General features: G+C 56.5%; 22 protein-coding genes and 1 other RNA gene. 8 read left to right on the plus strand and 15 right to left on the minus strand.

Annotation, left to right across the window (positions count from 1 at the left end; genetic code table 11):
• Positions 1-101 precede the first annotated feature (101 nt).
• Positions 102-650, plus strand: a complete 549-nt coding sequence (locus AB1L30_RS05480) for a hypothetical protein (RefSeq protein WP_367012427.1) — start codon at positions 102-104, stop codon at positions 648-650.
• A 198-nt stretch (positions 651-848) separates the two neighbouring features.
• On the opposite strand, the gene AB1L30_RS05485 is transcribed toward AB1L30_RS05480, so the two are convergent.
• Complete coding sequence (locus AB1L30_RS05485) at positions 849-3974, minus strand: P-loop NTPase fold protein (protein ID WP_367012428.1); 3126 nt, start codon at positions 3972-3974, stop codon at positions 849-851.
• A gap of 223 nt (positions 3975-4197) precedes the next feature.
• Between AB1L30_RS05485 and AB1L30_RS05490 the strand changes: the two genes are divergently transcribed.
• Entirely contained in the window at positions 4198-4791 is a 594-nt protein-coding gene (locus AB1L30_RS05490; RefSeq protein ID WP_367012429.1) for an ANTAR domain-containing protein, read from the plus strand.
• A gap of 27 nt (positions 4792-4818) precedes the next feature.
• On the opposite strand, the gene AB1L30_RS05495 is transcribed toward AB1L30_RS05490, so the two are convergent.
• The 10 genes from AB1L30_RS05495 to AB1L30_RS05540 form a co-directional block, all read right to left on the minus strand.
• The gene (locus AB1L30_RS05495; RefSeq protein WP_367012430.1) at positions 4819-6402 is read right to left on the minus strand and encodes a response regulator; all 1584 of its coding nucleotides are present in this window, start codon (positions 6400-6402) and stop codon (positions 4819-4821) included.
• 7 nt (positions 6403-6409) lie between these two features.
• The gene (locus tag AB1L30_RS05500; protein WP_367012431.1) at positions 6410-6757 is read right to left on the minus strand and encodes a response regulator; all 348 of its coding nucleotides are present in this window, start codon (positions 6755-6757) and stop codon (positions 6410-6412) included.
• A 59-nt stretch (positions 6758-6816) separates the two neighbouring features.
• Entirely contained in the window at positions 6817-9081 is a 2265-nt protein-coding gene (locus AB1L30_RS05505; RefSeq protein WP_367012432.1) for an ATP-binding protein, read from the minus strand.
• The gene (locus AB1L30_RS05510) at positions 9078-9719 is read right to left on the minus strand and encodes a biliverdin-producing heme oxygenase (protein WP_367012433.1); all 642 of its coding nucleotides are present in this window, start codon (positions 9717-9719) and stop codon (positions 9078-9080) included. Before AB1L30_RS05510 ends, AB1L30_RS05505 begins: the two co-directional genes overlap by 4 nt.
• Positions 9720-10386: 667 nt before the next feature.
• Positions 10387-10605 carry a hypothetical protein gene (locus AB1L30_RS05515; RefSeq protein WP_367012434.1) on the minus strand — a complete coding sequence of 73 codons (219 nt, stop codon included), beginning with the start codon at positions 10603-10605 and terminating at the stop codon, positions 10387-10389.
• Positions 10606-10664: 59 nt separating this feature from the next.
• Positions 10665-10958, minus strand: a complete 294-nt coding sequence (locus AB1L30_RS05520) for a hypothetical protein (protein WP_367012435.1) — start codon at positions 10956-10958, stop codon at positions 10665-10667.
• A 12-nt stretch (positions 10959-10970) separates the two neighbouring features.
• Positions 10971-12524, minus strand: a complete 1554-nt coding sequence (locus AB1L30_RS05525) for a hypothetical protein (protein WP_367012436.1) — start codon at positions 12522-12524, stop codon at positions 10971-10973.
• 155 nt (positions 12525-12679) lie between these two features.
• Positions 12680-14119: a hypothetical protein gene (locus AB1L30_RS05530; protein WP_367012437.1), complete on the minus strand. Its 1440-nt coding sequence runs from the start codon at positions 14117-14119 to the stop codon at positions 12680-12682.
• 65 nt (positions 14120-14184) lie between these two features.
• Entirely contained in the window at positions 14185-15687 is a 1503-nt protein-coding gene (locus AB1L30_RS05535) for a hypothetical protein (protein ID WP_367012438.1), read from the minus strand.
• A 202-nt stretch (positions 15688-15889) separates the two neighbouring features.
• Positions 15890-17128, minus strand: a complete 1239-nt coding sequence (locus tag AB1L30_RS05540) for a dienelactone hydrolase family protein (RefSeq protein WP_367012439.1) — start codon at positions 17126-17128, stop codon at positions 15890-15892.
• A 443-nt stretch (positions 17129-17571) separates the two neighbouring features.
• Between AB1L30_RS05540 and AB1L30_RS05545 the strand changes: the two genes are divergently transcribed.
• Positions 17572-18660: a redoxin family protein gene (locus AB1L30_RS05545; protein WP_367012440.1), complete on the plus strand. Its 1089-nt coding sequence runs from the start codon at positions 17572-17574 to the stop codon at positions 18658-18660.
• 78 nt (positions 18661-18738) lie between these two features.
• Here AB1L30_RS05545 and AB1L30_RS05550 read toward each other — a convergent pair whose 3' ends face one another.
• Positions 18739-19077 (minus strand): zinc ribbon domain-containing protein YjdM, encoded by a 339-nt coding sequence (locus AB1L30_RS05550; RefSeq protein ID WP_345095534.1) that lies wholly within the window; start codon positions 19075-19077, stop codon positions 18739-18741.
• A gap of 299 nt (positions 19078-19376) precedes the next feature.
• Between AB1L30_RS05550 and AB1L30_RS05555 the strand changes: the two genes are divergently transcribed.
• Positions 19377-20735, plus strand: a complete 1359-nt coding sequence (locus AB1L30_RS05555; protein WP_367012441.1) for a hypothetical protein — start codon at positions 19377-19379, stop codon at positions 20733-20735.
• A gap of 158 nt (positions 20736-20893) precedes the next feature.
• A complete protein-coding gene (locus AB1L30_RS05560; RefSeq protein ID WP_367012442.1) occupies positions 20894-21373 on the plus strand; it encodes a cupin domain-containing protein in 480 nt (159 codons plus the stop codon).
• Positions 21374-21793: 420 nt separating this feature from the next.
• Here the strand turns inward: AB1L30_RS05560 and AB1L30_RS05565 are convergent, their stop codons facing one another.
• Positions 21794-22021: a hypothetical protein gene (locus tag AB1L30_RS05565; protein WP_367012443.1), complete on the minus strand. Its 228-nt coding sequence runs from the start codon at positions 22019-22021 to the stop codon at positions 21794-21796.
• Between the two features lie 242 nt (positions 22022-22263).
• On the opposite strand from AB1L30_RS05565, the gene pyrF reads away from it, so the two are divergent.
• The gene (gene pyrF / locus AB1L30_RS05570; RefSeq protein ID WP_367012444.1) at positions 22264-23190 is read left to right on the plus strand and encodes an orotidine-5'-phosphate decarboxylase; all 927 of its coding nucleotides are present in this window, start codon (positions 22264-22266) and stop codon (positions 23188-23190) included.
• Positions 23191-23518: 328 nt separating this feature from the next.
• Here pyrF and AB1L30_RS05575 read toward each other — a convergent pair whose 3' ends face one another.
• Positions 23519-23845: a transposase gene (locus tag AB1L30_RS05575; RefSeq protein WP_367012445.1), complete on the minus strand. Its 327-nt coding sequence runs from the start codon at positions 23843-23845 to the stop codon at positions 23519-23521.
• Between the two features lie 281 nt (positions 23846-24126).
• Between AB1L30_RS05575 and AB1L30_RS05580 the strand changes: the two genes are divergently transcribed.
• Positions 24127-24936, plus strand: coding sequence for a VTT domain-containing protein (locus AB1L30_RS05580; protein WP_367012446.1), 810 nt, complete (start codon positions 24127-24129; stop codon positions 24934-24936).
• A gap of 7 nt (positions 24937-24943) precedes the next feature.
• On the opposite strand, the gene AB1L30_RS05585 is transcribed toward AB1L30_RS05580, so the two are convergent.
• The gene (locus tag AB1L30_RS05585) at positions 24944-25291 is read right to left on the minus strand and encodes a GRAM domain-containing protein (protein WP_367012447.1); all 348 of its coding nucleotides are present in this window, start codon (positions 25289-25291) and stop codon (positions 24944-24946) included.
• Between the two features lie 254 nt (positions 25292-25545).
• Here AB1L30_RS05585 and ffs point away from each other — a divergent pair.
• Positions 25546-25635, plus strand: an RNA gene (gene ffs, locus AB1L30_RS05590) — signal recognition particle sRNA small type.
• Positions 25636-25948: the final 313 nt, after the last annotated feature.

Here is a 25948-nt window from a genome sequence, read left to right on the forward strand (position 1 = left end):
ACAAGCATGCCACTGTGGTTTCCCGCAGGATGTTTGCAGAGACTCAGGGCGGGGGTGTAAGAAAAGCCTAACAAGGTTTCCGCGATTTTGGAGGCAACACCATGTTTCACCCCGATTTGTATTCGTTTATTTGCGAATCCACACCCAACCAATGGACCACTACGGAGAAGTCGTACGACCTTTCCGTAGGGGCTGGCCCGGCGTATCGGTTCACGCATGTCGCTGTAAGTCTTCTCAATCCGGACATTCGTCTCTGCTGGGGAGCGCCGGCCGACTCATTTGCTGGCGGTCCCTCTCCGGTAGCGTACAACTTGAACTGGAGCGATGGTCGCGGGATCCATGTCCTGGCGATCCATCGCAACGACCTCTTTCATAAGGACGAGGCTGTCCTTCTGCTCGACGACGGAGTGGCGCTATTGCGTCCAGAACGTGATGGGGTCCGGTTGTGGTATTCGCAGCGGCGTGCCGCGTTGGCTCGCTTGCTTTTCGATCTTCATTCCACCTCCACCTTCACCTTCGATTCGATCGCATTTCGAGCGAACATTCAGGTAGGACAACCCTCGCCCGCGCGCTTCAGGCGGCGCGGCGATCAGCAACGTTGGCCTGGCCAGCCTCTGGCAGCAAGGTTTGGTTGGAAGTCCAACCGCTGACAGGCTCGCCCTGAGCCGCGTCGCCTACCTCCCGTCCCGCCAACACATGCCAGCCCTCACGCCGGCCCCGCTAGACCATCCCCGCACACACCACAACCTTTTACCCCAAAGCCTTCGCAGCGAGCGTTAGTCGTCTCGTTGTGTTTTGGGGTGAAAGGTTTGTTCTTGTACCCACTGCATCGAATGTTCTCGCCGTTCTCAACTCACGTTTTCGTCATCTGCCCACAGAAACTGCTTGTGACAAAAGCTGAATCGCGTTACACCTGGAATCCGGAACAATAGTCGCTCGAGTGAGTCGACGCCGGCGCCGGTCTCCGTTAGAAACGCAAGCGCCGCTTCAGCAGAGGCGATCTCATGTTCTTCAAATTGCTTTGACCACGCCTCTCGGTTGATCTGAAACCAGTCACTGAAGTTTGGCAAACCACATTCATCTGGTCTTAACCCCTGATCGTCATGCAGTTTCTTGAATAAGGTCGGCGCCAACATTGGCGAGCCGGTCATTAAGGCAAACAGCACGAGAATCTCGTGATAATGCTGTTTATCCTTCAATAGCTTGAGTTCCCCTTCGGTCATTCCCGATCGATAAAGACGATAGGAATCGAATAGCCGCGTGACGCGTCGTGGCGAATGCCCGAGGGCTCTGGCCAAACATCGCAAACAGTCGCGTTCACCGGAGTCGAGGTCTTCCTGTCGGGGACTGGTGGAAAAAGGTGGCAAGGTGGCGTTCTCATCGTCGTCGAGCCAGCCCTCAAAGAGATTTCGCTGAGACAGCGAGTCGACCAGGCTTTCCTTCGCCCGATGGCTCAATAGAGGAATCTGATACGGCACCTGAAAAATCTTTTCCAGGTAGTCGGTCGCGGTCGCCTGTTTATCATCGTCAATTTCCGCCGGGCCCAATCCAATCAAGTTGTGGTATTTCTCTTTCAGGGCCTGGGTGATCCAGCGTTGATCGACACCAACGACCACCACAAACAAGCGAAACCCAAGTAACAGGTGAGCCGCTTGCAGGACTTCGGCAACCGTTTCCGCAGGGCAGCGATCGATGTCGTCGATGTATAACACGATTCGCTCAACGAACGGCACCTCTTCCGAACCAGGTGGGACGAGCTTTTCAACCTCATCCAATAAGGGCGAGGCAGGCGTGTTACAGTTAACCCAGAACTCGTGTTGAAGACGGGTCAACGTTTCGAAGTCTTTCCGGACCAGCGAGATGAGCCCCAGATGCTGTTCGTAGGTCCGATCTCGGACGCGATTCCCCAGGAACTCTTTGAGCATCGTCCCCAACTGCTCTTCTTTGCCGCGCGGCGTGAAGCCAACCAGTTCTGCCTGGGCTTCATTTAGCTTCTTTTCCGCAGCAACGAGTTCGTTCTCCGCTTCCAAGACTTTCGCTTCCAGTTCTATGAACTTGTTGCGTCGTTCTTCTTCGACTTGCGTGCGTGCCGATTCGATCAAGTCGTTCGTGCTGCGGATGGCATCAACGATGTTCTGCCCGCGATTTTTCAAGAAGGTCAGCGCCGCGATGCCCCCAGTCAGCCAAGTTCCGAGCGCGGCACTAAAGATACCGTCTGGAGCGATTTTGAAATGCGACAACGCCAGTGGAGCAGCCACCGTTAAACCGAGTAGCAGGATAAAGGAAATCACGTAGAACACAATTCCACACGAATTCACCGCCAGGCGAATCGTCTCGCCTAATGTGAATGAACTGCTGACCATCTCTTTAATTTCGCCGGCGTTGTCAATCAGCTCCTCGATCTTCTCGGTGTGTAACGCGGACTTCGCAGCTTTGAGTTGCTTCGTTTGCTTCTTATTTAATTGGGTCAATCCTTGCACGAATGCCTGCTTGACCGTGTCCCACGTTGTCTTGGCATATTCCCTTAACGCTTTCGTCGAGTCACCAAGCTTTTGGGCCCTGGTTTGGCATTCCTTCTTCAACAATTCCACCTTTTGAGCAGCGTTGTCTCGATCGACCGACGCTTGCTGATAGGTTTCGAGTTGCTTGAAGAGTTCGGCAACCTTGTCTTCTTTCTTCGATTGCGCGGTTAGCTTCTGGTAAAGCTGCTCGAAGATATGACCTGCCAGGCTCGCCCATAGATTCGACTCAACATAGTGCCATGCATTGAACTCGATTTGCACGACCCGGCTGCAATAGACCGTCGGCTGATTCGTTTCGCGGGCCCTAGCCGAATGAATCGCGATCTGAGCGATCTGGCTCTTCAGCGCATTCATCATAAACGTCTTGCCAGAGCCCCAATCGCCGAAGATCCCAATCGCTTTGGGTGGCACCAGATCGCGGTGGGCAATGTACTTGGCAAACGTATGCACGGGGCCGTTGATCCCCAGTTTATCCGCTTCTTCCCACCGCCAGATCAACGGTTCCTTTTCACGCAGATCCGCGTAGCGAATCGCCTCGAGCTGACCTGATGACCGCCGGTTGGTTGTTTCCAAATTCAGGAGATCAACCTGACGATTCGGACTTTCGTTAGGCGAGGTTTCGCGTCGCCCGAAGTTGAGACCGGCAAGTGCATCTTGAGGTTTTCCAGGCCAATAGATCGCATAGGTATCGAGCAGTGACTGAATCTCGCCGATCGTTGATCGCGCTCGCGAGAACAAGCTGCTACTGTTACCAGGCAGATCGTAGGTTAGCCAATAGCTTGACAATTTGGCTCGAAATCTCTCGATGTCCTCTCGTCGAAAGATCGACTGGAGAGCGGTCTTCGCGTCTTCGAAGGCCGTCATCCGAGCCAGGAAATCAAGACGCGGCGCGTTGGGATCGCTACGCGCTGTAAGCGGCAACAAATCGGGATCGAGAGCTTCTAACTTCTCTAGCAGTAATGCTCGAAGTTCAGTGGCAAGCTCATCAACGCAAACCCCTGGCGCGGGTAGTTGCTCGTTTTCCAGGAATTGTTGCAGCTGTCTTGCTTGAATGAATGAAATGGGAATCCCACGTCGAATCACCTGAAAATTCCCCAAACTTCGCGTCAGCTCTGCGAATTCGTTGCTCCCAGAAATTTCATAGAGTGTGGGTGCGTCTACTCCATAAACTGTGACAGCTCTCGCCACGACGGTCGGTGGACCATTCGTTGGCTGGTCCTCTTCGACCGTTCCAAATCCTCCCAGCCGCTTGGTTACCATCGAGTAGAAATAGACGATATCCTGCGGCTTGATCTCACGACTCGCCTCGGTTGAACTCCAGACGAATTCATTCTCGCTCGAGATATCAAGCATACTGAGCTGCGATCGCTCGTCATCGACTCCGACGATCCAAAAGCGTCGCTTCCCTTCCGTCGTTTCTTGAGGAACGTTGGGGATTGGTATTTCGTCCATGGAATCAATTTGAGTTAATAACAATTGGCTGGCGGGCAACACGTCAGACGGGATTCTAACCCCCTGACAATGGCAATCCAACCAATTTGGGATTTGGTTCGATTCTTCTGCGGAAACGTGGTGCCCGTGGGGGTTGCTCCCTTTGCTAGTCGGGGTTAATTTTGTCGAATGAATTCGGTTCTTTTGGTCGGCTTAAGCGGGTGGTGTGGGTGCAATGGATAGGATGCTGAAAAAGGTCGAGATGACCGAGGTCATTGTGGCTCATCGGGAGGATGAGACGCGGGCCAAGGTGCGGGAAGTGCTGGACGAACTGGGTTACCACATTCGGCATGAATGCGATTCGAGCAAGTCGTTGATGGACTTTGGCGTGGTCTCTCCTCCGGACCTGATTATTTCCGGGATCGAACTGGTCGATGGGGCGGCGATTGATGCTTTGATCGCAATCAGCCATCTCGATCCGACGCCGGCGATTGTCATCACGCCGCGCGATTCGCTGCTGGATGTCGAGAAGGCATTGAGCGACCACGTCATGGCGTACCTGGTCGAACCGGTCGAGCCGGATCAGATCAAGCCGACCATTTATCTCGTCCGGGAACGCTTCCGCCAGTTCGAGCAGCTCAAGAACGAGAACGAAGACTTGCGTCAGGCCCTGAACGATCGCAAGACGATCGAGAAAGCGAAGGGCATTCTGATGGGACGTGACGAACTGACTGAAGAAGACGCGTTCCGTCAGCTTCAAAAGCACGCCCAGTCGAAACGCATGAAGCTAGCCATCTACGCGGCGGAACTGCTGGAACAAGAAAACGGCAACGCCTAACGCGGCGATGGTCAAGCGTCGCCTGGCTCAACCCCAGTAATGCTGGAGTGTGCGTTTCAACTCGTCGAAGCGAAGTGGTTTGACCAGCACCTGGGCACAGCCAGCCTCGGTGCAGCGTTCTACATCACTTCCAACCGCAGCGGCGGTCAGTGCGACGATGGGTGACGGGTAGTCGATCGACTTCAAGTAGCTGGCGGCCTCGTAGCCGTCCATGACCGGCATCTGCATATCGAGCAGCACCAGGTCGAAGTGACTCCCCTGTTGGCGGCGGGTCTCGACGATGTCGCAGGCCTGTTTCCCGTCGTGGGCGAAGATCGGTTCAATCCCGAACTTGGCAAAGATCTTCTCTAACAGAAAACGGTTCGCCTCGACATCTTCGGCCACCAGGACCGACTTCTGCTCCCACGAAACGCTCGCCGCAGGTCGCTGATGGTTCGCGGCATTGGTCGAGGGGACATCGTCGCTGGAAGCTTCCGGAGCGTGGAGTTCCAGCATGAAACAGGAGCCCTCGCTGGACGTCTTTTCCAGTGTCAAACTGCCACCCATCATCACCGCCAATTGCCGGCTGATGGCCAGCCCCAGGCCAATACCAATTCGCTTCTGCTCACTAGAGGCAGGGCCTTGGCTAAAGGGGGTGAAGATCCGGTCGATCACGTCGGCATGCACCCCAGGACCGGTATCACTCACACGAATTTTCAGCATTTCATTGACGTAGTCGTATTGAATCAGACACTCGACTTCGCCGTGATCGGTGTACTTGATGGCATTGCCGATCAGATTGATCAGAACCTGACGCAGACGAACCGGGTCGAAGCGAGCGAGGACCGGGCAATTCTTGGGCAGATGCCAATGGAATCGCAAGCCTTTGTCGATCGCGCGGAACTTCATCAGTTCGCAGGTAGATTCGACGACGTGGCAGATGTCGTTGGCCATCGTTTCGATTTCAAGCGTCCCTGCTTCCACCTTGGCGATGTCCAGCAGGTCGTTCAAAAGCGAAAGCAGGTGTTCGCCACTGCTGGCGATCATGCCGAGCATCTTCTGGGCGTCGGGAGCGCTGGGGTCTTTCTCCAGCAGTTCGGCAAATCCAATGATCGCAGCCAGCGGTGTGCGCAGTTCGTGACTCAGCGAAGCGAGAAATTGTGACTTGGCTCGGTTGGCTTGCTCGGCCGCTAACATCGCTTGGGCGGCTCGTTCTTCGCTTTCCACCAACCCCTTGAGCAGTTTGTGCCGCTCGATGGCGTTCTGGGCAATGCGTGGCAAGATTTCGGCAGTAATGTGCGACTTGCCAAAAAAGTCTTGCACGCCATGTTCAAGGATTTTACTGTCGAAGCTGCGCAAGCTACCGGTGATCAATACGATCGGTACCGGCGGAATCGTCGCGTCGCCCAACAATCGGCGGACGAAGCCGGTGGCGTCCATGTCGGGCAGGCGATAGTCGAGAAAGACCAGATCGAAGTCTTTCACCCGCTCGTCGAGAAGTTTCAAACCGTCGCCGCCGGTAGTCACTTCCGTGAATTTATAGCGGACGCGGTGATCCTGGCGGAGAGCCGACACGATCGCATCGCGATCCTGCGGCGAATCATCGACGATAAGAATATGAGACTTCAACACGGCTGAATTATTTCAAGAAGCTGGCGGTCAATTGGCGGACGGTCATCAGGTATTGATCAGGATCTGCCGACTTAGATTGGAAGTCCGAAGCGCCCAAGGCAAGGGCTCGCAATCGATCGCCAGGGTTTGACGACGTCGAGAAAACAACCACACCAGGAAGGACTTCCGGCACTTCTTCCTTGAGTGTCTGCAATACTTCAAATCCGTTACAGTTCGCCAGATTAAGGTCGAGGAAAATCAGCGATGGCAAATACTTTGCGATCAAGGCCCGCCCCTCACGGCAGTTTTTCGCGCGCAGGATTCGAGCCTCAGGATGATCCATACGCACCGCCATGGTGCCCATCTCGTAATCCAAGTCGCAATCCTCGATGAAACACACTGCAGGTGGTATCGAATTTCGCATTGTTCGTCCGCCTATTCCAAGGTAAAGAAGACGGTCGAGCCTGCACCAGGCTCGGACTCAATCCAGATCCTTCCGCCGTGACGATTCACGATCTTTTTGCAGATCGTCAGTCCAGCGCCGGAGCCTCCACCAAAATCGTCAGCCAAATGGAGACGTCGGAAGATCTGGAAAACCTCTTCGACCATATCCTCAGCAATTCCTATTCCATTGTCTTTCACATAGTAGATATTTTCAACTCGACCCTGCGTTGAATCCGACTCTAAAGTGCCAAACTCCAAACGCTTTACGTCGCTCAAATTGTATTTAAGGGCATTCTGAATGAGGTTGGTAAGTAATTCCCGCAAACAGAGGTAGTCTGCCCAGAGGGTGCTGTCATCTTTGACTATCACCTCGATTCCGCGGGGGGTAGGTCGTCCGACGACCATTTCCGCCGCCTCTTCCACCACCTCACGGAGGTCTACCTGCTCCCTCTCCAAGTTGCCCTGACCGGCTCTCGAGAGCTTAAGCAGGCCCTGGACCAGCTCGTCCATCCGCGATGAAAGCGTCACCAGGGAATCGAGTCGCACTGTGATCTGGTCGGTCAGATCAGCTCCCAGTTCGTGTTTCAGCAGGAAAACGATCTGGTTGATGCCTCGCAGTGGTTCACGAAGATCGTGCGAGGCGGCGTAGGCGAACGAATCGAGGTCGGCGTTCAGTTTCCCCAATTCGTCGTTCACCCGTATCAATTCGGCTGCCCGCAAGCTCAAAAGCTCGACCAGCCCGCTACGAAGTTCCGAGGCCATCTCTCGGTCGATTTGCGACCAGCGACGCGACTGGTTGTGGACGGTCTCCTTCCATTCTTCGAACGAAAGCCGGGGCGAGAGCCGCACGCCATCGCTCGTCTCGATGGCGACCTTCTCTGGGTTGCCGGCCCACGACACTTCACTGACGAATTCGTCTCTAAAAAAGAGCAGCCAGTTGGCTTCCGGGGCGAACAACGGAACCGCCATGCAGCCGCAACTCTTCACCGACGACTCGTCGTTGTATTCCGGCACTGACTCGATCAGCGAATGGGTCGCCCAAACAGGGTCTTCGCCAAATAGTTGGTTGTTGAGCGTTTCAACAATCCGAGCCATGCCTTCCGACGTAGGGGTATTGCCGAACGTCTGAATACCACGATCGGAACAAATTGCCACGCCGCTCGACTGGACGATCTTCACCAGCTCTGGTCCCAGAACATCGAGGGCTTGCCAAATCGCAGGCGTTCGAGTCACCAGGTCGAGGATTTTGTGGTAATGCTTACGACGACGATCGCGGGCCAAGTTCACTTCCGATTGTTCGCGGGCCGACAAATAGTTGCCGATCACCAGCCCCATGATCTCGCACGCGGCTCGCTCTTCCAGGCGGAGCGGTTTGGCCGAGTAGTGATGGCAGGCGATCAGCCCCCACAGGCGGCCTTCGATCACGATCGAAACCGACATCGATGCCTGGACGCCCATGTTTCGCAAATACTCGATATGGATTGGCGAGACCGCTCGAAAGCAGCTCAAGCTCAAGTCGAGTGGATGCCGAGCGTCGGCGTGACAAGCAGGCATGATCGGGACCGGCGTCGCATTCACATCCCCAATCGAACGCACCGTATTCAGCACGTACAAGCGGCGGGCTTGTTCCGGAATGTCGGTCGCCGGGTAATGCAGCCCCAGGAACGAACCGAGCCCTTCGGCCACCGATTCGCCGATCACCTCGCCGTGATTATCTTCGGCGAAACGATACAGCATCACACGATCGAAACCGCTGATGTCCCGCATTTCGTCGGCGATCACCTGGTACAGTTGCTCCAGTTCGGTGCACCGCTGCAATCGCTGATTCGCGCGGGTCAACTGCAGCGGCAAGCTCAGCTCTTCCGCCAACGGAGTTGGATTTTCAAGCTCTGCCTTCTCGAACTCGACCAGCAGCATGCCTCGGTAAATGTGAGCCGCGGCCGAGTGCGACTCGTCCGTGGCATTCGCCATCCGCAGTTTCAGCGGTCGCACGACCTCGCGGATCCCTTTGACCACGCGGCGCAGCGCGGCGGTCGATTCCGGCGCGAACAAGGCATCGAGTTCCGTACCGACCTTAGGCGTAACACCAAGCCATTGGTCGATGTTCTGCGACATGTATTGCAACGTGAGATCGCCGAGTTCGAACGCCAGCAACGCACCGCTGGGCTGAACGGCCCCGGCCAGATGGATTGGTTCGCGATCGCAGTTCGTCAGATCGACCCGCGTCTTGCCGGGTTGTTGGTTTCGATCGTTCATGACGGGCCTCCTAGTTGTTCTCGATAGAAGAGAAACATTTGCTTGGCGGCATGCACCGCCATGCTAACGTGATGCGGTTCGACCAGAAACTGATCGAGCCACGCCTTCGTTGTCTTCCAGCGTGAAGGGGTCTGGTCGCCATATGCCGCCAGATAACCGACTGGCGCGGATGGAATGTTCCGGCTGACCGACTTGCACAAATGCATCGCCCCCATGGTCGAACCTTCCAGGACGTACAGCACGCCGGCTGCCTCCTGGGGTGACTGGACCCATTGGTACCCAATCCCGGTGATCGATGTGGCCGAGTCGGCGATCTTGTGCAGAACCTCGCTCTCGGTCTGATCGGTCAGCAGTTGCAGGTCTTCCAGGGCCCATTTTCCTTTCCGACGATCCCGGAACCAGGGTTCGGGAGTTCCCAGCAATTGATCGATCTTCTGATCGGCCGGGGGAAGGAACGTCGAGATTAGACGCAAGAATTTCGCGTATCGGTGCGCGTCGCGCAGGTAGTAGCTCCAGTCGATCGATTGTTCGACCTGGCGATGCAGGTCCGCGGTTTCCTCGCGGAGACGGACGGTCGGCGAAAGGCCAGCCGCGTTGGCATCAGAATCGGGTTGGGGAGCTTCGGATGAATCCGACATAGCAACAGCACTGGTTTAAGACACGAAATTACACGCATGGTGAAATTAATCGAACTTAAACCGGGCTGCCATAGGCCGGTAAATTTCGAACGAGGTGAGTTACACCTGTGTTATTCGTTTGCATCTTAGAAAAATTGGCGTTCCGGTCAACTAGGGGGGCAAATGTCGGAAGTCCTTTCTGCTGCGGGAGAAACGCAACGCGGAGGCGGGCGAGCGAACTTCGGCTTCCCCCAGCGGCACCAAGTTCCCCCCGAGCGATGCCAATCGCAACCGAGGAATGTGCCGCGTACTCGACACGACCGCGAACAATGAAAGCCATTAATTGGGTAGGAGTTGTTTCGCCCGATCGCCCAAGCTTTGTGATCTCGCCTCGCCCAGCCCAGGCAAGTCGCTTGACCGCCGAGCCCCACTTTCGACCAGTTCCCCCGTTCAAGACGAAAGTTGTGGGAACCTTCGGAAGAAACGCAGACCCAGCGGACAGTTAAGTTGCGTCCGCAAATCAACCCTGGACAAACGTTCGACTGTCCGGCGTTCTTCGACCCCAACGACCGGGAAGCAAATCCTCGGAAATCCGAAGGTTCGGATGGGAATGCCTCAGCGCGTCCTTTAACGATTACAACAATCGCGCGTTCGAATCACTTACCCCAGAGCGCAAACTTGAATGAGCTTACAACGCTTCCAAGCCTTCCACGGCGAGGCGCTGGGCAACATGGCGTGTCGGCGCGAAGCCCTTGGCGGCGCGGAGGCCATGATGCTTGAGCGATGTTTTGCGACGCCAGCGGAAGGTGCCGTCTGGCTGCTCGTCGACGTCGGCCAGAATGACGTGGCCATGCCCATACTCGTAGCGGATCGGCTTGTGACAGGTCTTTATCCACTGGTATGTCATCGCAGAACCTTTACCTCGGGTCGGACACCGCAACGAGGTTATCGCGGCCAAGTTAGACGTCACGCGGTCAGCCACTGCCAGGCATAGAACCCGAGCATATGCGCCCAGGCAACCAGCGAGGCGATCAACAGGTAAGCCCAAATCTGGACGGTGAACCATTCCTTCTTGTCGCCGAAGTCGGGCAACAGCCAAATTAACAGGGAAGGGACGATGAACAGCACCACCATCACGCTTGCCATGATTGCCGGTGACCTGCCGAACCAGAAACTGGCGATCGGCAAGTCAAGCATCACCAGAACCAGGAACATGCACGAGAAGAGCATTTCGTCCGGAATGGCGACGCGGGAAGTCATGGTTCCATCACGTTACGGCGAGAGCTGAGGAATCCCGATCGATTGCCCAAAGGCGGCAGCTAACTCGGTCGAACTGGCCCCGTAGCTTTGCACAATCGCTTCTTCAAAGCCCATGCCAGCCTTCATCAGGTCCATCAGTTCGACAAACTTTTCGCCGTCGGTTCGGACCAGAAACTCAATGATCAGCGAGCTGACGCCGTATTCGTCACGGCGGATGTCGCTCTTCCGCATCAAGCCACCCAGCGTTCCTGTTTGCTGCAAGACCTGGATGCCTTCCTTACGGCGAGAATTGGTAGCGCTGGCCTGAGGAACGATCTGCAGGCTGACGTAGTCGGCCAGGCCTTCGTTGAACCAACGCGGCACGTTGGCACCACTGCGATAGAATCGCGTTTCGGCGTGGCTCGATTCATGCACCAAAGTATGGGCGAAGTTGTTCGGGTTGGTCGTGATGTAGGTCGTCACCACCGAGCGGTCTCCCATCGAGTGGCAAAGCCCCGCGACCCCTTCGGTGTCGTTGTTGTCCATGTACTTTTGTTCGTAATACACAAACTGCTGCTGGTTGGCGAAGATGTAAACCGGCAGCTTGCCTTTGTAAACCTTGTCGGGGTCGACCTGGTACATCTTCGACACCAGCAAATGCATCGTGTCGAGGTGGGTCGCCACCGAAGCGATGTCAGGCGGATTGGCGTTCGAGAAAACGAGGAAGTACTTGGTCTCGTAAAGAGCAAGGTTCGGAACTTCCGCCTTCAACTCTTCGGCGATTTCCTTTTCCTTTTTGGTCGTCGCTTCGCACTCTTCCTTGGTGAACTCTGGCCAAGGTCGCACGCGATTTCGCTCGGCAAGGGCGAGCCACTTTTCCATCTTCTCTTTGTTCTTGGCGGCCAGTTCTTCCGCTTTCTTCGCGGCGCGTTCTTCCAGGATTTGCTTCCGGGTGCGCGGCGGCCCGGACGAACTTCCAGTCGAGCGATCGTTGTCGGCCGACATCGCTTCGCCGGCATCGCCAGAGTCGTTGTCTTCGGGCTTGCTGTCCTCAGAGTTGCTGTTGGTCGCTTTGTAGTAGGGTCGGCCCAGGTACGTGATCGAATCAATGGTCGACATGCTCAACCGAGTCGTCAGACCGGTGCCGGAAACCTGAGCGACGAGCGCGACCGGGTTGCCCTGGTTGTCTTTGGCGACTTCCTTCAGCGTGATCCCATCCATTTGGCGGCCGGTGGTCAACTGCACGTCGATGATCTCGTCGAGCAAGCGGTCAAAGTCGACCGGCTCAGGCAGAAAGCGTACCGCTTCGCCAACCGCTGCGGCGTGGTCTTGCGACTGACCAACGACGTAGCCATCGGCGACCACGGTCACCACGAAGGGGACCTCTTTGGTTTGGCCGTCTACGGTCGCTTCGACCACACCTTTGCTGCCAACTTTCAATCCGGTGGCGTCGGTGGTGGTGATTTTGAAGTAGGGACCTTTGACCTCGCTGATTTGTCCACGCAGGTCGGCTGCCAGCGAAACGGCAGCGGCCAGCAACAGCCCCCCGATTGCCAGTGACGAGCAGCAAATCTTCGCAATTTTCATTTTCAGGCCGTTTAAGAGATTAGAGATCGCCAAAACTCGAATTCGATAGGCTCGGATTATATCAAACCAGACCGATCTGGCTGAAGGGAATCTTTGTGAAAATGCGCAGACTGCACCGCCTTGGGATGAAATCGGCACCGTTAATCTCGCCGTAATCAAGGGCGCAGATCAGGAAATCCGATCGAGCGGCCAAAGGCGGTGATGAGCTCTTCTTTCGTTTGCCCGTAACTTTTCTGAATCGCCTCGTCGAACTTCATGCCGGCCTTCATCAGATCGAGCAGTTCGACGAACTTGATGTTATCTTGGCGGATCAAGTATTCGACCAGCAGCGAAGAGTTGCCGTAGTCGCCATCTTGCCGGTCCGAGCGGTCGAGCAAGCCGTTCAAGCTGCCTGACTTCTGCATCGCTTCGATCCCTTCCTGACGAGACTTTTGCGTTCGCTGGGAAGCCGGGACGACCTCCATGGCAATGTAGTCAGCCAGCCCCTGACGAAACCACACCGGAACATTGTGATGACTTTTGTAAGCCCACAGTTCCGCGAAGCTGGTTTGATTGACCAGCAGATGGGCGAAGTCGGCCGGATTCTTCAAAATGTAACAGGTATAGTACGCACGATTTTTGTCCCAATGGCACATGCCGCCAAAGCCGGTGGCATCGTTGTTGGCGACCGTCTGTTCATGCAGCAGAAACTCTTCTTTCTGCGAGAAGATGTAGACCGGCAGCTTCCCTTTAAAGACCTTCATCGGAACGACGCGGTACAACTTCGAGACGAACACATGCATCGCGTCGAGGTAACGCGAAATGAGTTCGAGGTCGTTCTCGCTGGCGGTCGAGAAGAGGAGGAAGTACTTCGTTTCGTGCAGAGCCAGGTTCGGGATCTGCTTCTTCAGTTCGGCCGCAATCTTCTTTTCGTTTTCGATATCGGCTTCGCGGTCTTCGTCGGTGAACGCTGGCCACGGGCTGATTTTGTTGCTCTTGGCCAGTTCCAGCCAGCGGGCCTGTTTTTCTTCCTTGGCACTCATGCGACGAGCCGGTCGTTTGTCGTCTCCGTTCCTTTCGGCAGCGTCGGCGGCTGGATCGTTGGCCGCTTCCAAGATCGTTTCGCCGGCGTGCGAAATCTTGGCAATCGTCGAAAGGCTCAAGCGTGCCGACTGCCCGCTATCGGGCATCTCGACCTGCAGTGCCTTCGGTAGTCCAGCTTCGTCGGTGGCCACTTCTTTCAAGACAACCCCATCAAGCTGCCGGCCGGTGGAAAGGATCACTTCCAGCGGCTTGCCGACCCAGCGGGTGAAATCGATCGGCGGCTCGGCGAAGCGAACTTTCTGCCCGACCTGGGCTTCGTAACCATTCGCCCGACCAACCAGGTAAGCGTCGCTCGCCGAAGTAATCAGAAACGGAATCGTACGATCGTCGGTCTGAATCTCGCCCTGAGCGCCGACCTTCAGCGCGGCAGGCTCGGCGAGGGTGATCTTAAAGAACGGTCCCTTCACCTCAACGATTTCGCCGGTCGGTTCGTCCGCCTGCGCAGGCGAGGCGAGACCGGCGATCAGCAGCAAACATCCCAGCAGTCGGCCGGCAAATGGCAAGGTTTTCATGGCATGGCGGCGCGGTCGATCCGTCGCCTGGCAAAGTGCAAAGGAGGGTAGGGGAGGTCGCCGATTTACGGCAGCAGCTGCGGAGCACCGATCGATTGCCCGAACGCCCCGATCAATGCCTGAGAGGTTCCGTCGTAGCTTTTCTGCAAAGCCTCTTCAAACTCGAGGCCTGCTTTCATGTTGTCCAGCAGATCGACGAACTTGGTCGCATCGGTGCGTACCAGAAATTCGATCAATAGCGAGCTGGCCCCACGTTCGGTGACCGACAGATCGTTGTCCTTCAGCAGCATCCCGTTCAAGCTTCGCATCTGCGGCAGGTTGGTCATGAACAACTTGCGACGCGCCGCGGGTCCTTCCGCTTGAGGAAGCAGGCGGATGCTGACGTAGTCGGCCAGGCCTTCGGTGAACCAAGGGCGAATGAGTGACTTGCTTTTGTAGGCTCGCACTTCCGCCAGGCTCGCCAATTGCAGCAGCGTGTCGGCAAAGTCGATCGCGTTCGAGGTGATGTAAGTCGCCACGATGATGCGATCGCCGCTATACGAACATAGCCCTGAGAGCCCTTCGGCGTTGGTCTCCAGAAACCGCGACAAGTAATGCTGAAATTGCTGCTGCATGCGGAAGATGTAAATCGGCATCTTCCCTTTGTAGACCTTATCGGGGTCGACCTGGTACATCTTCGAGACCAGTAGATGCAACGAGTCGAGATGGGCCACGACCGACTTGATGTCAGCCGGATTGCCATTCGAGAAGACGATGAAGTACTTCGTCTCGTAGACTTCCAGCGGAGCGACCGCGGCGCCAACTTCCTGGGCGATGTCTTTCTCGGCCTGGTCGGCGTCAGTCCGTTCTTTCTCGGTAAACTCTGGCCAAATGACGACGCCATTCTTCTTGGCTTGTGTCAGCCATTGTTCGTATTTCGCTTGCTCGGCCGCTTCTTTCTCTTGGGCACGGGCCTCCAGAATCTCTTTTCGTGTCCGAGGTCGATCCGCGTTCGGCCGTGCGTTGGAAGCCATCGACCGAGAAGGTCGCGTCGCTACGTCTTCGATGTCGGCCAGATAGACTTGCCGGCCACGATACGAAACCGATTGAATCGTCGAGAAGCTTAGTCGCGTCGCTCCGCCACCTTCCGGCAGTTCCACCAGCAAGGCGGCGGTCGAGCCATCTTCGTTGGTGACCAGTTCGTTAAGCGTGAGCCCGGCCATCTCGCGTCCGGTCGAAAGCTTCACGTCCATCTGCTTGCCGACCAGTTGCACGAAGTCGAAGGGGACCGGCTGCAAGCGAACCTTCTGCCCGACTTCGGCCTGAAAGCTGTTCGCTTTGCCAACAATGTAATCGCCAGAGACCGCCGAAACGACGAAGGGGACTTCGGTCGACTGGCTGTTGGTGACAAGCTCGACCACCCCTTTGTGCCCGACCGGAACCAGAGCGTTCTCGGTAGTGGTGATCTTGAAGAAGCTACCTTTGACCTCGGTGATTTCTCCCTCGATCTCTTGGGCGGAAATCATCGACGTAAGTAGAAACAATCCGATGGTTGCCATCGCCGAGCGGCCCTTCGACGAAATAAGCATGGAATCCCCTTTCTTAGCATCTCTTCCTGCCACAGGACGACCCTGTCGGGGGGATTATAATCACATCTCCAGAGGCACACCAAGTAGTTTCTCGCGAAATTAGCTACAGCGGGGATTCGCTTTCTGAAAGGCGTCAGTGTGCAGCCAAGATTGCGGCTGAGAACGGCCTGCAAACGCCTTGCTTTTCGAGCCCATCCCGGCACTAGTTCAGCGGAATGATCACTTCCGCCGCGGCCATACTTTCTGGGTCGCCCCGTTGCCAGAGCGTTTCGGCCAGCGTCGCGATCGTTCGGGTCGGCTCGACTTCCAACGTCTTGCCGCCGGGCAGTTCGACATGAACCGGCTTGTCGAGCGGCAGCATGGCGTCGGTCAGCAGCAGGCGAACTTCGTTCAACTCGGGTGGCAACTCGTCGAAGATAATCTTGCCGTCGACATGCCGGGCGACGATTCTTTGGCCAGCTTTTGCCTCCGCCTTGTCGACCGCCAGCCAATAGAAGCGATCGTGCGTGACGTCGTCTTGTAGCCAGACGATGCGCGGCGGATACTTCACGCGCGACAGACGCGCCAGCCAAGGCAGCGCGATCTGATCTTCACGATTCATCCAGTGACCATACTGAGGATAGATCTTCACCTCGTGCTTGTAGCCTTGCGGATCTTCCTTCTTCAGTCGGGCGAGTTCGTCGCCGAACTCCTGCGCCTTCTTGTTCCGCTCGAAGCCATCATCTTTACCGCCGACCTGCAGGTAGAAAGGAACGTTCCGCAAGCCGATGGCCTGGGTTTCGTTGGGGTGGCCTGCCATCATCGCGGCCCCCGCCAATTGATCCGACATCCGTGGCGCTAACTGATAAACCCCGTCGCCGCCGGCGGAATAGCCCATGATGTAGACGCGGTTCGGGTCGACGTCTGCCAGGGCGATCATATCTTCAATCAAGCGTGTGAACAGCACATCGATATGGGCCTGATGCCACATGTTCCAGCTATCGGTCGGGGCGCGGGGAGCGACGTAAATTCCTTCTTTTGGTCGATAGAGCTGCTTCTGATTTTCCCACTGCCCGTCATTCACCTCCTTGGCCGTCTGTCCCCCGCCATGCATCGAGATCCACAGCGAATATCCATTCTTCGGCTTCTTGCCATAGACGAAATATTCAAACGGCATCGACCACTCGTCGACGACAATCTTCTTCTCGGTTAGCTCTTGCCGACGGGTCGCCTGAAGATGCTTTCGATAATCGAGCGCTAACAACTTGCCGGCCTGGTTTGCTTGAGCCAAGGTCAGGGGTGCCTTCGCCATCGGCTGCTCGGCAAGCGGTGCCCGCGACTCCCACTGCTGCCCGAGGTACTCTTTCAGCGCCGCGACCGGATCGCCTTCGGCCCCGAATCCAGGAGAAGCCCACAAGACGGTTCCCAATAACCAACCCCACAAAATCAGTCGACCAGTCATGCCTATTACCTTGTTCCCAATTTCAACCCGCCCCACGATCGCACTCGACGCCCAAACCCAACCAAGCGAGACTACGTCAAATCATACATAGCCTCGCAGTCGTCGCCAGCGATTGGTCAAACACGAGCGAGCTTCTTCAAATTCGCTTTGCTCACTCTTGTTGATGGGGGAAGTGTCATAGCGCGGGGTGTTGTGTGAAATAGGGAACAGTTGGGTGGGGTGCGGTGGCGATTACTGGGGAATTTACTCCCTACGTTGGGTGGTTTTGCGTGTTTGAACGATTGTCTACCTGGCGGACGAAGGACTATAGTTCTGTAACAGCGTCGCCTTTGGTTTGAACGTTCCGGCGGACGATCGACCAATTTCCCGGCGAACCACGTACCAGGAAACATGCCGTTTCCTGACCACTTACCAACCATCCCTAGCACACAGGTGGGTTCACTATGCGTTCACGTTTTTCGTTTCTCGGACTGCTTCTGGCGGGTCTCGTTCTGAGCAGTCCGGCTTGTACCTATGCCGCGGAAGAAGCGGCCGATGGTCCAACACTGACCATTGGCGATAAGGCACCAGCCTTGCAAGATGTGAACTGGGTGCAAGGGACCGAAGTTCCGAAGTACGAAAACGGCAAGGTCTACATCGCCGAATTCTGGGCAACCTGGTGTGGCCCATGCATCGCTTCGTTCCCACACCTCGATAAGCTGGCCAACGAGTACGCCGATCAAGGCCTGGTCGTCGTTGCCGTCACGACGGAAGGTCCTTCCAACTCGATGACTGAAGTCGACGAGTTTCTCAAAGGGGACGGCAAAGACTACAAGTTCCACTACGCATTCTGCGAAACGGAAAAGACCTATCAGGCCTACATGGAAGCCGCTCAGCAGAACGGGATTCCTTGCTCGTACGTGATCGATCGCAAAGGGAACATCGCTTTCATCGGCCACCCGATGGACCTCGACTCGGTTCTGCCGAAAGTGATCGATGGCACCTGGCGTGGTAAGGAAGATGCCGAACTTTACGCCAGCTTGAACGAAAAGATGAGCTCGGCAGCCGAACTGGCCCAGACCGATCCGAAGGCTGCGCTGGCGATCTTCGACGAAGTCGAAAAGGCGTTCCCACCGAAGGCCAAGACACTGCAGTTCGGCGTGCTGAAGGCATTGTGTCTAACTGCTGCCGACAAGCCAGCCGACGCCGCCGCACTGCTCAAAGAACAGATCGCCCACGCCAAAGCTGAAAAGGACGCACGCACGCTGATCATGCTCGCTGGCATGATGGCCAGCCCGCCACTGGGCGAACAAGCCGAGATCGCTCCGCTGTGGCCAACCGCCGTCAACGACGCTCTGGCAATCGATCCCGACAACTGGCAGGTCAAGTTGCAGGCCGCGATGCTGTACAACAGCCGCACCGACGATAAGGCCAAAGCCAAGAAGCTGGCCGAAGAAGCTTACGAATCGATTCCTGACGCGGAAACGAAGGCTTCGATCAAGGCTTTCATGGATCAGCAGTTCGGTAGCGACGAGGAAAAAGAAGAAGACTAGTCGACCGAACCACAAACACGAAGCCACGCCTGGCGAACCTGGGCGTGGCTTTTTTCATGCGCGGTGCCAAGCCGGCACTTAGATCTTCTTGACGAACTCCGACTTCAACTGCATCGCGCCGATGCCGTCGATCTTGCAGTCGATGTCGTGATCCCCTTCGACCAGGCGAATGTTCTTCGCCTTCGTCCCCACTTTAACCACCAGCGACGAACCTTTCACTTTCAGGTCTTTGATCACCGAAACCGTGTCGCCATCTTGCAGCGGATTGCCAACCGCATCGCGAACCACCTTCGCTTCTTCGGCCTGGGCCGCCTCGGCCTTGGTCCACTCGTGACCACAGCTGGGGCAAATCAACAGGTCGCGGTCTTCGTACGTAAACTCCGAAGCACATTCCGGGCAATTGGGTAGGTCGCTCATCACTTTCCTTGCGTGGGTTCGTTGGTCAGGGCATTCAGGTCGTGCATCGGCCTCGTCGCCAAGACCTACCAGGATACGCCGATCCGGCGACCGGTTGTAGGGCGGTGGAAATCGCGACCATGTCGGCGGCGGCACGTTAACGGTGTTAAAGGTGGCCCATTTTGGAGCTATTTGCCAGGCAGCAAAGCTTTTTGAAATGAATCGCGGACCGGCCTATCCCCCAAACCCCGGGGGCCGGTTGTGACCTATGTTAAAGAGACCTCAATTGCCGATTGTCTCGACTGGAAAGGCCCTGACCGATGATGTTTTGTCGAATCACCTTCGCCGCTGCCCTGGCCGGATGGATGCTTTGCGCCCCGGTTTTCGCCGACAACGTGACGGTCAGCAGTCTCGAAGAACTTCAGCACTACGCGCACAAGAGTGGCAACATCGTCACCATGCAGCCCGGTACCTATCGGATTTCGGACTGGCTGACGGAAGAGAAGCTGCGCGAGAAACGCGCGCAGGCCGACTATCCCTATCTGAAGTTTACCGGCCACGACAATGTCTTTCAGATGGATGGGGTGAAGATCGAAGCCGATACCAAGCTGCGAACTATCTTGCGTCCGCCGGTGCACACCAACGAGTTCGTCATCTCTGGCCGAGGTAACACGATCTCGGGCCTCACGATCACCAACATTGGCGACGCCACTTCACCAGGCGGGGCGTTGTTGTCGATCTCGGGCGAAAACAACACCGTGCAAAACGGAACCTTTACCGTCCGAGGCTCGTCGCCCTATGGCTATGGAGACCTGTTCGGCAAAGGGGGTGACTACACCATCGGGCATCACAAGCAAAGTGGTGTCCATATCGTCGGCAGCGGTACGCAGATCATCGGCTGCAAACTGTACGTTCACTCGTATGGACATGGCTTCTACGTCCAAGGAGGCCATACGCAGTCGTTTCAAGATTGCTACGTCGAAGGCAAGATGCGGGCGACGGACGACATGCTGAAAGAAACGAGCGGACCTGCGGCCGATATCGATTTCCGCACGGTTGTCGCGAACCGATACGGCGAACGCCGCGTGACGCCAGGCTATATGAAGTCGTTGGCGGAGGATGGCTATCGCACCTATCACGATGTCCGTGATCTCACCTTCTTGAATTGCACCGCCAAGCATATGCGGGGCGGGTTCGAACTGCGAACCGAAGGGGGCGGCGTCCAGATTCAAGGCTGCCAGACCATCGAATGCGAACGAGGTTACTGGGTTGGCAATGGCGCGACGGTGCTCGAAAGCAGCGGCGACGCGAAGTATGGTCCGCTGCTATTCGTCGAAGGCAAACGAGCCAATGTCCATGTTCAGCTTTCGCCTGATAGCTCGAAATACCATGTCCACGCGATCGCCGTGATCTGGGGCGAAGAGCACCAGGTGCATATCTCGCCGGCCGACCTGCTCGAGTCGCGAGAAGTCGCCACGCCAATCTTGCTGGGGTACGGGGCTCCGGCCGCAGGCGAAGGGATGGCCGAGATCAAACCTCGGCGAGCGAACCGCGTGGTCTTGGATAACGAGACCAAGATGCCGGTCGAAATCAGCCACGAAGCGATCCGCTGCCAGGTGACCAGCGAGGGGGAAATAAAGCGGAACGACGGAAAAGATACCCAAATAACCCGCGAATAATCACCCCCCGGAAGAATCCCACCCACAAGAGCTAACAATTGCGGCGAAACCGCAATTTTGGTGATTCCAAAGCTGCGAACTGTTTGTTAAATTCCACGCGTCTAGTGATCTTCGGAGTACCCAGTCGTGCTCCCTACCATTGGAATTTAGGCCAGCAAATGACAATGCAGCATCCCGCCAAGATTGTGCCCAAAGGGCATGGACCCGCAATCGGCGTTCTGGGCGATCGCTACCGCGTGTTAGTGACCGGTGAAGAGACCGGCGGCCAGTACGCGATGGTGGAAGCAGTGATTCCACCCGGCGGCGGTCCACCACCGCACGTTCATAGCCGCGAAGAAGAGGGCTTCTACATGCTGGAAGGAGAAGTCACCTTCGTGATCGACGACCAAAAGATCGTGGCCGGACCTGGCACGTTCTTGAACCTGCCAATCGGCAGTCTGCACTACTTCACCAACCGCACCGAGCAACCAGCGCGGATGATCTTCACGATGGCCCCGGCCGGCCTGGAACAGTTGTTCCTGGAACTTGGCAGCCCGTTGATGGACGGTGAAATGCCCGCGATCCCCACCGAAGCCGAGATTCTCCGAGTCATCCAAGCCTGCCCCCGCTACGGCATCGAAATCGTCCCGCCCAGCTAGTGGCGGTTGATGGGCAGATGCCTCTTGCCGGTAGCCAAGATAAGGAGCTCTTTCCTTCGCTCTAGCCATCCGGTTCTCTTTCGACGAGCGCGGCTGTTGGCTGCTTGTGCGGGCGTCTCTTCATTCCGCGAACGCCTTCTTCAACAACGCCGAAACGACGTGACGCGTTGTTGAAAATCATCCGTGCTTAGCCGTCAACCAATTCACGATGTAAGTCGACGTTTTCCGCGAGAAAATAAGGCATCCCAGGACCAACCTTGTCCCTCTCGTGCGTGGTTAAATGGGAGGCTACAAGATGCTCTTGTGCGTTGAGAAGTGCACAGAATTACAGTACACTCAGTGTACTTCTGATGAGTCGCCAAGCCCGATCTGGTGATCGGCCGGTCGGCATCGAAACCGTGGACGATGCCCTTTCTTTTTTCAGCCTTTCGGCTTCGCGCGCTGCTCCTGCTTTTTGCCGTTTCGAGGCATTTCTGTGGGGATGCTGCGCGCCTGTGGGATATCGGGAACGGCCACCGTCACGTGGTCGATCTTCAGGGACGAACAACCAAGACTGGCAGTCGGCGAATCGGCGATCGAGGGCACAACCAGGATGATGGCGAGCGAAGGTTTCAGGCAGCGTTGGATGGTGATTGGGATCGAAAACAACCACGCCGATCAAGCAGCGAGCGTGCTTTTGAGCGACGTCTCGGAACGGGTTGCCCGCAATTATGCTCGGGGGTTCAACCAGGCCGGCAACAGGGCAGGGGAGCGGGAAGTTACGGCGGTGGTCTGCCGCTGTCCCTGACTGATGCCGGGCCGAACTCGCCGGTGGGGTACCTTTTCGCAGGCACGCTTACGGTTTAACCTCTTAGATCCGGACTGTGTTGCTTATGGAAAGGTAATTGGGAATGGCCAATTTTTCGGATCGTCTTCGCGACGCGATCGTACGCACTGCTGCCCCAGTGGTAGTTGGCTTGGATCCTCGGTTTGAATCGCTCCCCCAGAACTTGCTCGGCGAACATCGTGGGACGCACGATCCCAAGGTAAAGGCGGGTTTGTACCTGGTCTTCTGCCGCGAAGTGATCGATGCGGTATGCGAGCACGTGCCTGCTGTGAAACCGCAGTCCGCCTTCTTTGAAGAGCTGGGCCCGGCCGGCATGATCGTCTTGGCCGAAGTGATTCAGTACGCTCGCGAAAAAGGCCTCCTGGTCATTCTCGACGCCAAGCGAAACGACATCGGCTCGACCGCGACCGCCTATGCCAAGGGGATGCTCGGGGCGAACAGCCCATGGCAGGCCGATTGCTTGACGATCAGTCCTTACCTGGGCGATGACAGCCTGACGCCCTTCGTCGAAACGGCCACCCAGAACGACGCCGGTTTGTTTTGCCTGGTGAAGACCTCGAACCCAGGCGGCAAGATGCTGCAAGACCTGGTCGTCGATGGCCAGCCGATCTATCGCCATGTCGGTGCTTATGTCGAAAGCCTCGCCAAGCAGACCATCGGCGAGTGCGGCCTGGGTGCGGTTGGCGCTGTGGTGGGTGCGACCTATCCCGAGCAACTCAAAGAACTGCGCGAAGCGATGCCGAGCACCTGGTTCCTGGTGCCGGGCTATGGCAGCCAAGGGGGCGGGGCAAAGGATGTCGCCGGCGGTTTCAACGAAGCGGGCCTCGGTTCGATCGTCAACAATTCGCGGGGCATCATCTTCGCCTACTCGCGCGAACCATTTGCCTCGAAGTATCAGCCCAACCATTGGCAACGAGCCGTCGAAGACGCCACCCTGGAAATGATCGCCGACCTGCAAGCCGAGACCACCGCCGGCAAATTGACGGCGTAAGTTCGGAGCGGGCAGGCTTCGGTGATCAGAGCGATGCGTAGGGTGCGTCTTGACGCACCTTTGCCCTGCCAGACAACGTTCCTTTAGCTCACTCGAGCGTGCCAAATTCGCCTGGGAACAACGGCTCAAGCCTTGCCCAGTCGTCCGGATATTCCGCAAGTCGAACAAATCGATGGAAGGAAGACCACGGCCAATCGCAAACTTGAGTGACCAGTCCATGCTTGAGCGGATTGACATGAATGTAGTCCGCCAAGCGTTTCACGTCCTCCGAGCTGCGGCACGTGTGCTCGTGGAATCGCCGTTGCCAGACGGCACGTTCGCCCCGGATTTAGCGTGAGTTCGATTTCTCTGCCTCGCGCCCACCGCCGGAAATCCACCGACGAGTAAATTCCGTTTTGATATGACGCCATCGCGTGGAATAGTCGGCGTCGCCAAGCGGCAATTCCCAAATCGTGTGGAGATGATCCGGCAGCAACACGATCGCCAAGACCTCGAAAGGTCGCGAGTGCCGGGCCACGCTGAACGCTTCACGCAAACATCTACGCCCCAGCCTGGTTGTCAGGATGGGGCGACGGTTCGCCGTGACTAGCGTGAAGAAGTAAGTTGCCCCATGCCGCGATCTGAGATAATTGGCCAACGTCGATCTCTCCTCCAAGTCTTGAGGACCACGAACCTATCTTTCGGTTCAGCGCCGCTTGGCATGCCATGCTACCGGAGAGACAGGGAGGCCCCCAAGGATTTCTTGCGGCGATCATTTGGTGGCGACAGCCATCACATAGCGAGCTTCTGAGCAGGGCTCGGTGCGTCGAGACGCACCCTACGCAATGGCGAGTTGACTCAATGGAGGAACCGGCTTCGCGCAATTTCGGCATGAATGTTGCTACTTCAGATTCGGTCCCAGGCCACTTCCGATCTGGGCGAGAAGGAACCAGCACTATGTCGTTGAATCAACAATTCGATGCTGAAATGCGCGATCGCCTTAGTTCTCCCCAGGAGATCGAATCGTCGACCTGGCTGAAAACATGGGGTCTACGGGTCGCTTTGGCAGGTGGCCTGGCGGTGTTGATTGGGGCTTTGGCCTGGGCCTATCACGACTATTTGACGCTCGACTTTCTTGCCAGCCAAGAGGCCAACCTGAGGGATTTCCAATCAAACAATCCTTTGCTGCTGTATGGGATTGTCTTTCTGATTTACACACTTGCGTTTGCCGTTGGTATTCCGCTCGGGGCGGCACTCACGATCATCGTGGGTTGGTTCTTCGACTTTGTCCCGGCGTTGATGCTGGCCAGTTTCGGCTCAACCGCCGGTGGTTTGCTGGCGTTTTTGAATAGTCGTTATTTCTTCCGCCGTCGATTTGAAAAATGGCTGGGAGCAACACTCGAGAAGTTCGATGAGCAGTTGAAAGACAATGCCGCGTTTTATTTGTTCATCACTCGACTGATCCCCCAGATTCCGTTCGTGTTGGTCAATCTGCTGATGGGATTGTCGCCAATCAGCTTGAAAACCTTCTGGTGGGTGAGCCAGGTTTCGATGTTGCCGGCACTGATCGTCTTCATCTGGATTGGCAGGTCGCTGCCGAACCTGCAAACGATTGCCGACGATGGTGTCTCGTCGGTGTTGTCGTGGCAGTTGATGGTCGGTCTGGCGGCAATGGGTGTCATTCCGCTGCTGATCCGCTTGGGGCTGAACTGGTACGATGCCCATAAGTCGACGCCTGAGGAAGCTGGCGAAGCGCAAGCCGCTTAACCTGGAACTAGGTTCCCGTTACTTTCTCTTGAGCCAGCTCGATCGCTTCGATCCAGCTCTCGCGCTGCATCACCACAAACCTCGCCGTCGCCCCTTCGCTCGTCTGCACCTCGATTGAATTGGGAAACAGCGGAATCAGGTTCAGGAACCTGGTCCAGCATTTGGCCACACTGCTGACCTCGGCCAGCTCAAGCTCCGTCGCACCGGTCTGGACATTGAAACGATGGCTTTCAAAGACGATCCGCTCCGTCGTGAGCGTCAACTGGCCCCCCACCGTTTCAACACCGCGCTGCATATTGGCCGGGCCTTCTTTCATGATCGCCTCGTCAGCACGCAGGGGCGTGTTCATCGGCATCCTCGCTTCGCGACCGGTTCGTTCTTCTGGAAGTCAGTGTACCGGGGTCTTTCTGGAATTGCGAAAACCGGAGAGACGCGTTGAACGTTCCGTTGTGGTCGCATGGTCGATTTTCACAAGACGATCGGCAATAACCAGAAATCCGCTGCGAATACCCGGTTAGCGACCGCAGGCTTCCGCTTGTTTCCCGCACCACCCCTTTGACAAGGTGGCAGGCGAAAGTTAACCTTAGTCGTTTTCCCAAACTGCCTTAGAGCGACCCTCGCAAGGGGAAATTCGGCAACCTGGTCAGGCCTTAATTGGAGCAGCCACACCCGGAGGACTCTTGTGCGGGGGTCACTCCAAGGCAGTTGGGCAAAAACAAAGAACGCGACGACTGCCTTCGAGCTGTCCTCGCAAGGGGAAGTTTGGTTACCTGGTCAAGGCCTTAACTGGAGCAGCCAAAACTTGGCAGCCCTTGTGCGGGGGCTGCTCGAAGGCAGTTCGCGGAACGCCGCGAGGCTCATTTGCTGAGGCCTCCCACGGTTGATTCCGCCGCCAAGGTGCGTCAAACTGCATCGACTGCCGAACTGATCGGCTTGTACGCACGCACCTGCGAGACCGAAACTCTTTTCTTCGGTTCTTCGCCTCACTTCCTTTGCCGGTTTTAGAGGGATC

The sequence above is a fragment of the Bremerella sp. JC817 genome, assembly GCF_040718835.1.
GTDB lineage: Bacteria > Planctomycetota > Planctomycetia > Pirellulales > Pirellulaceae > Bremerella.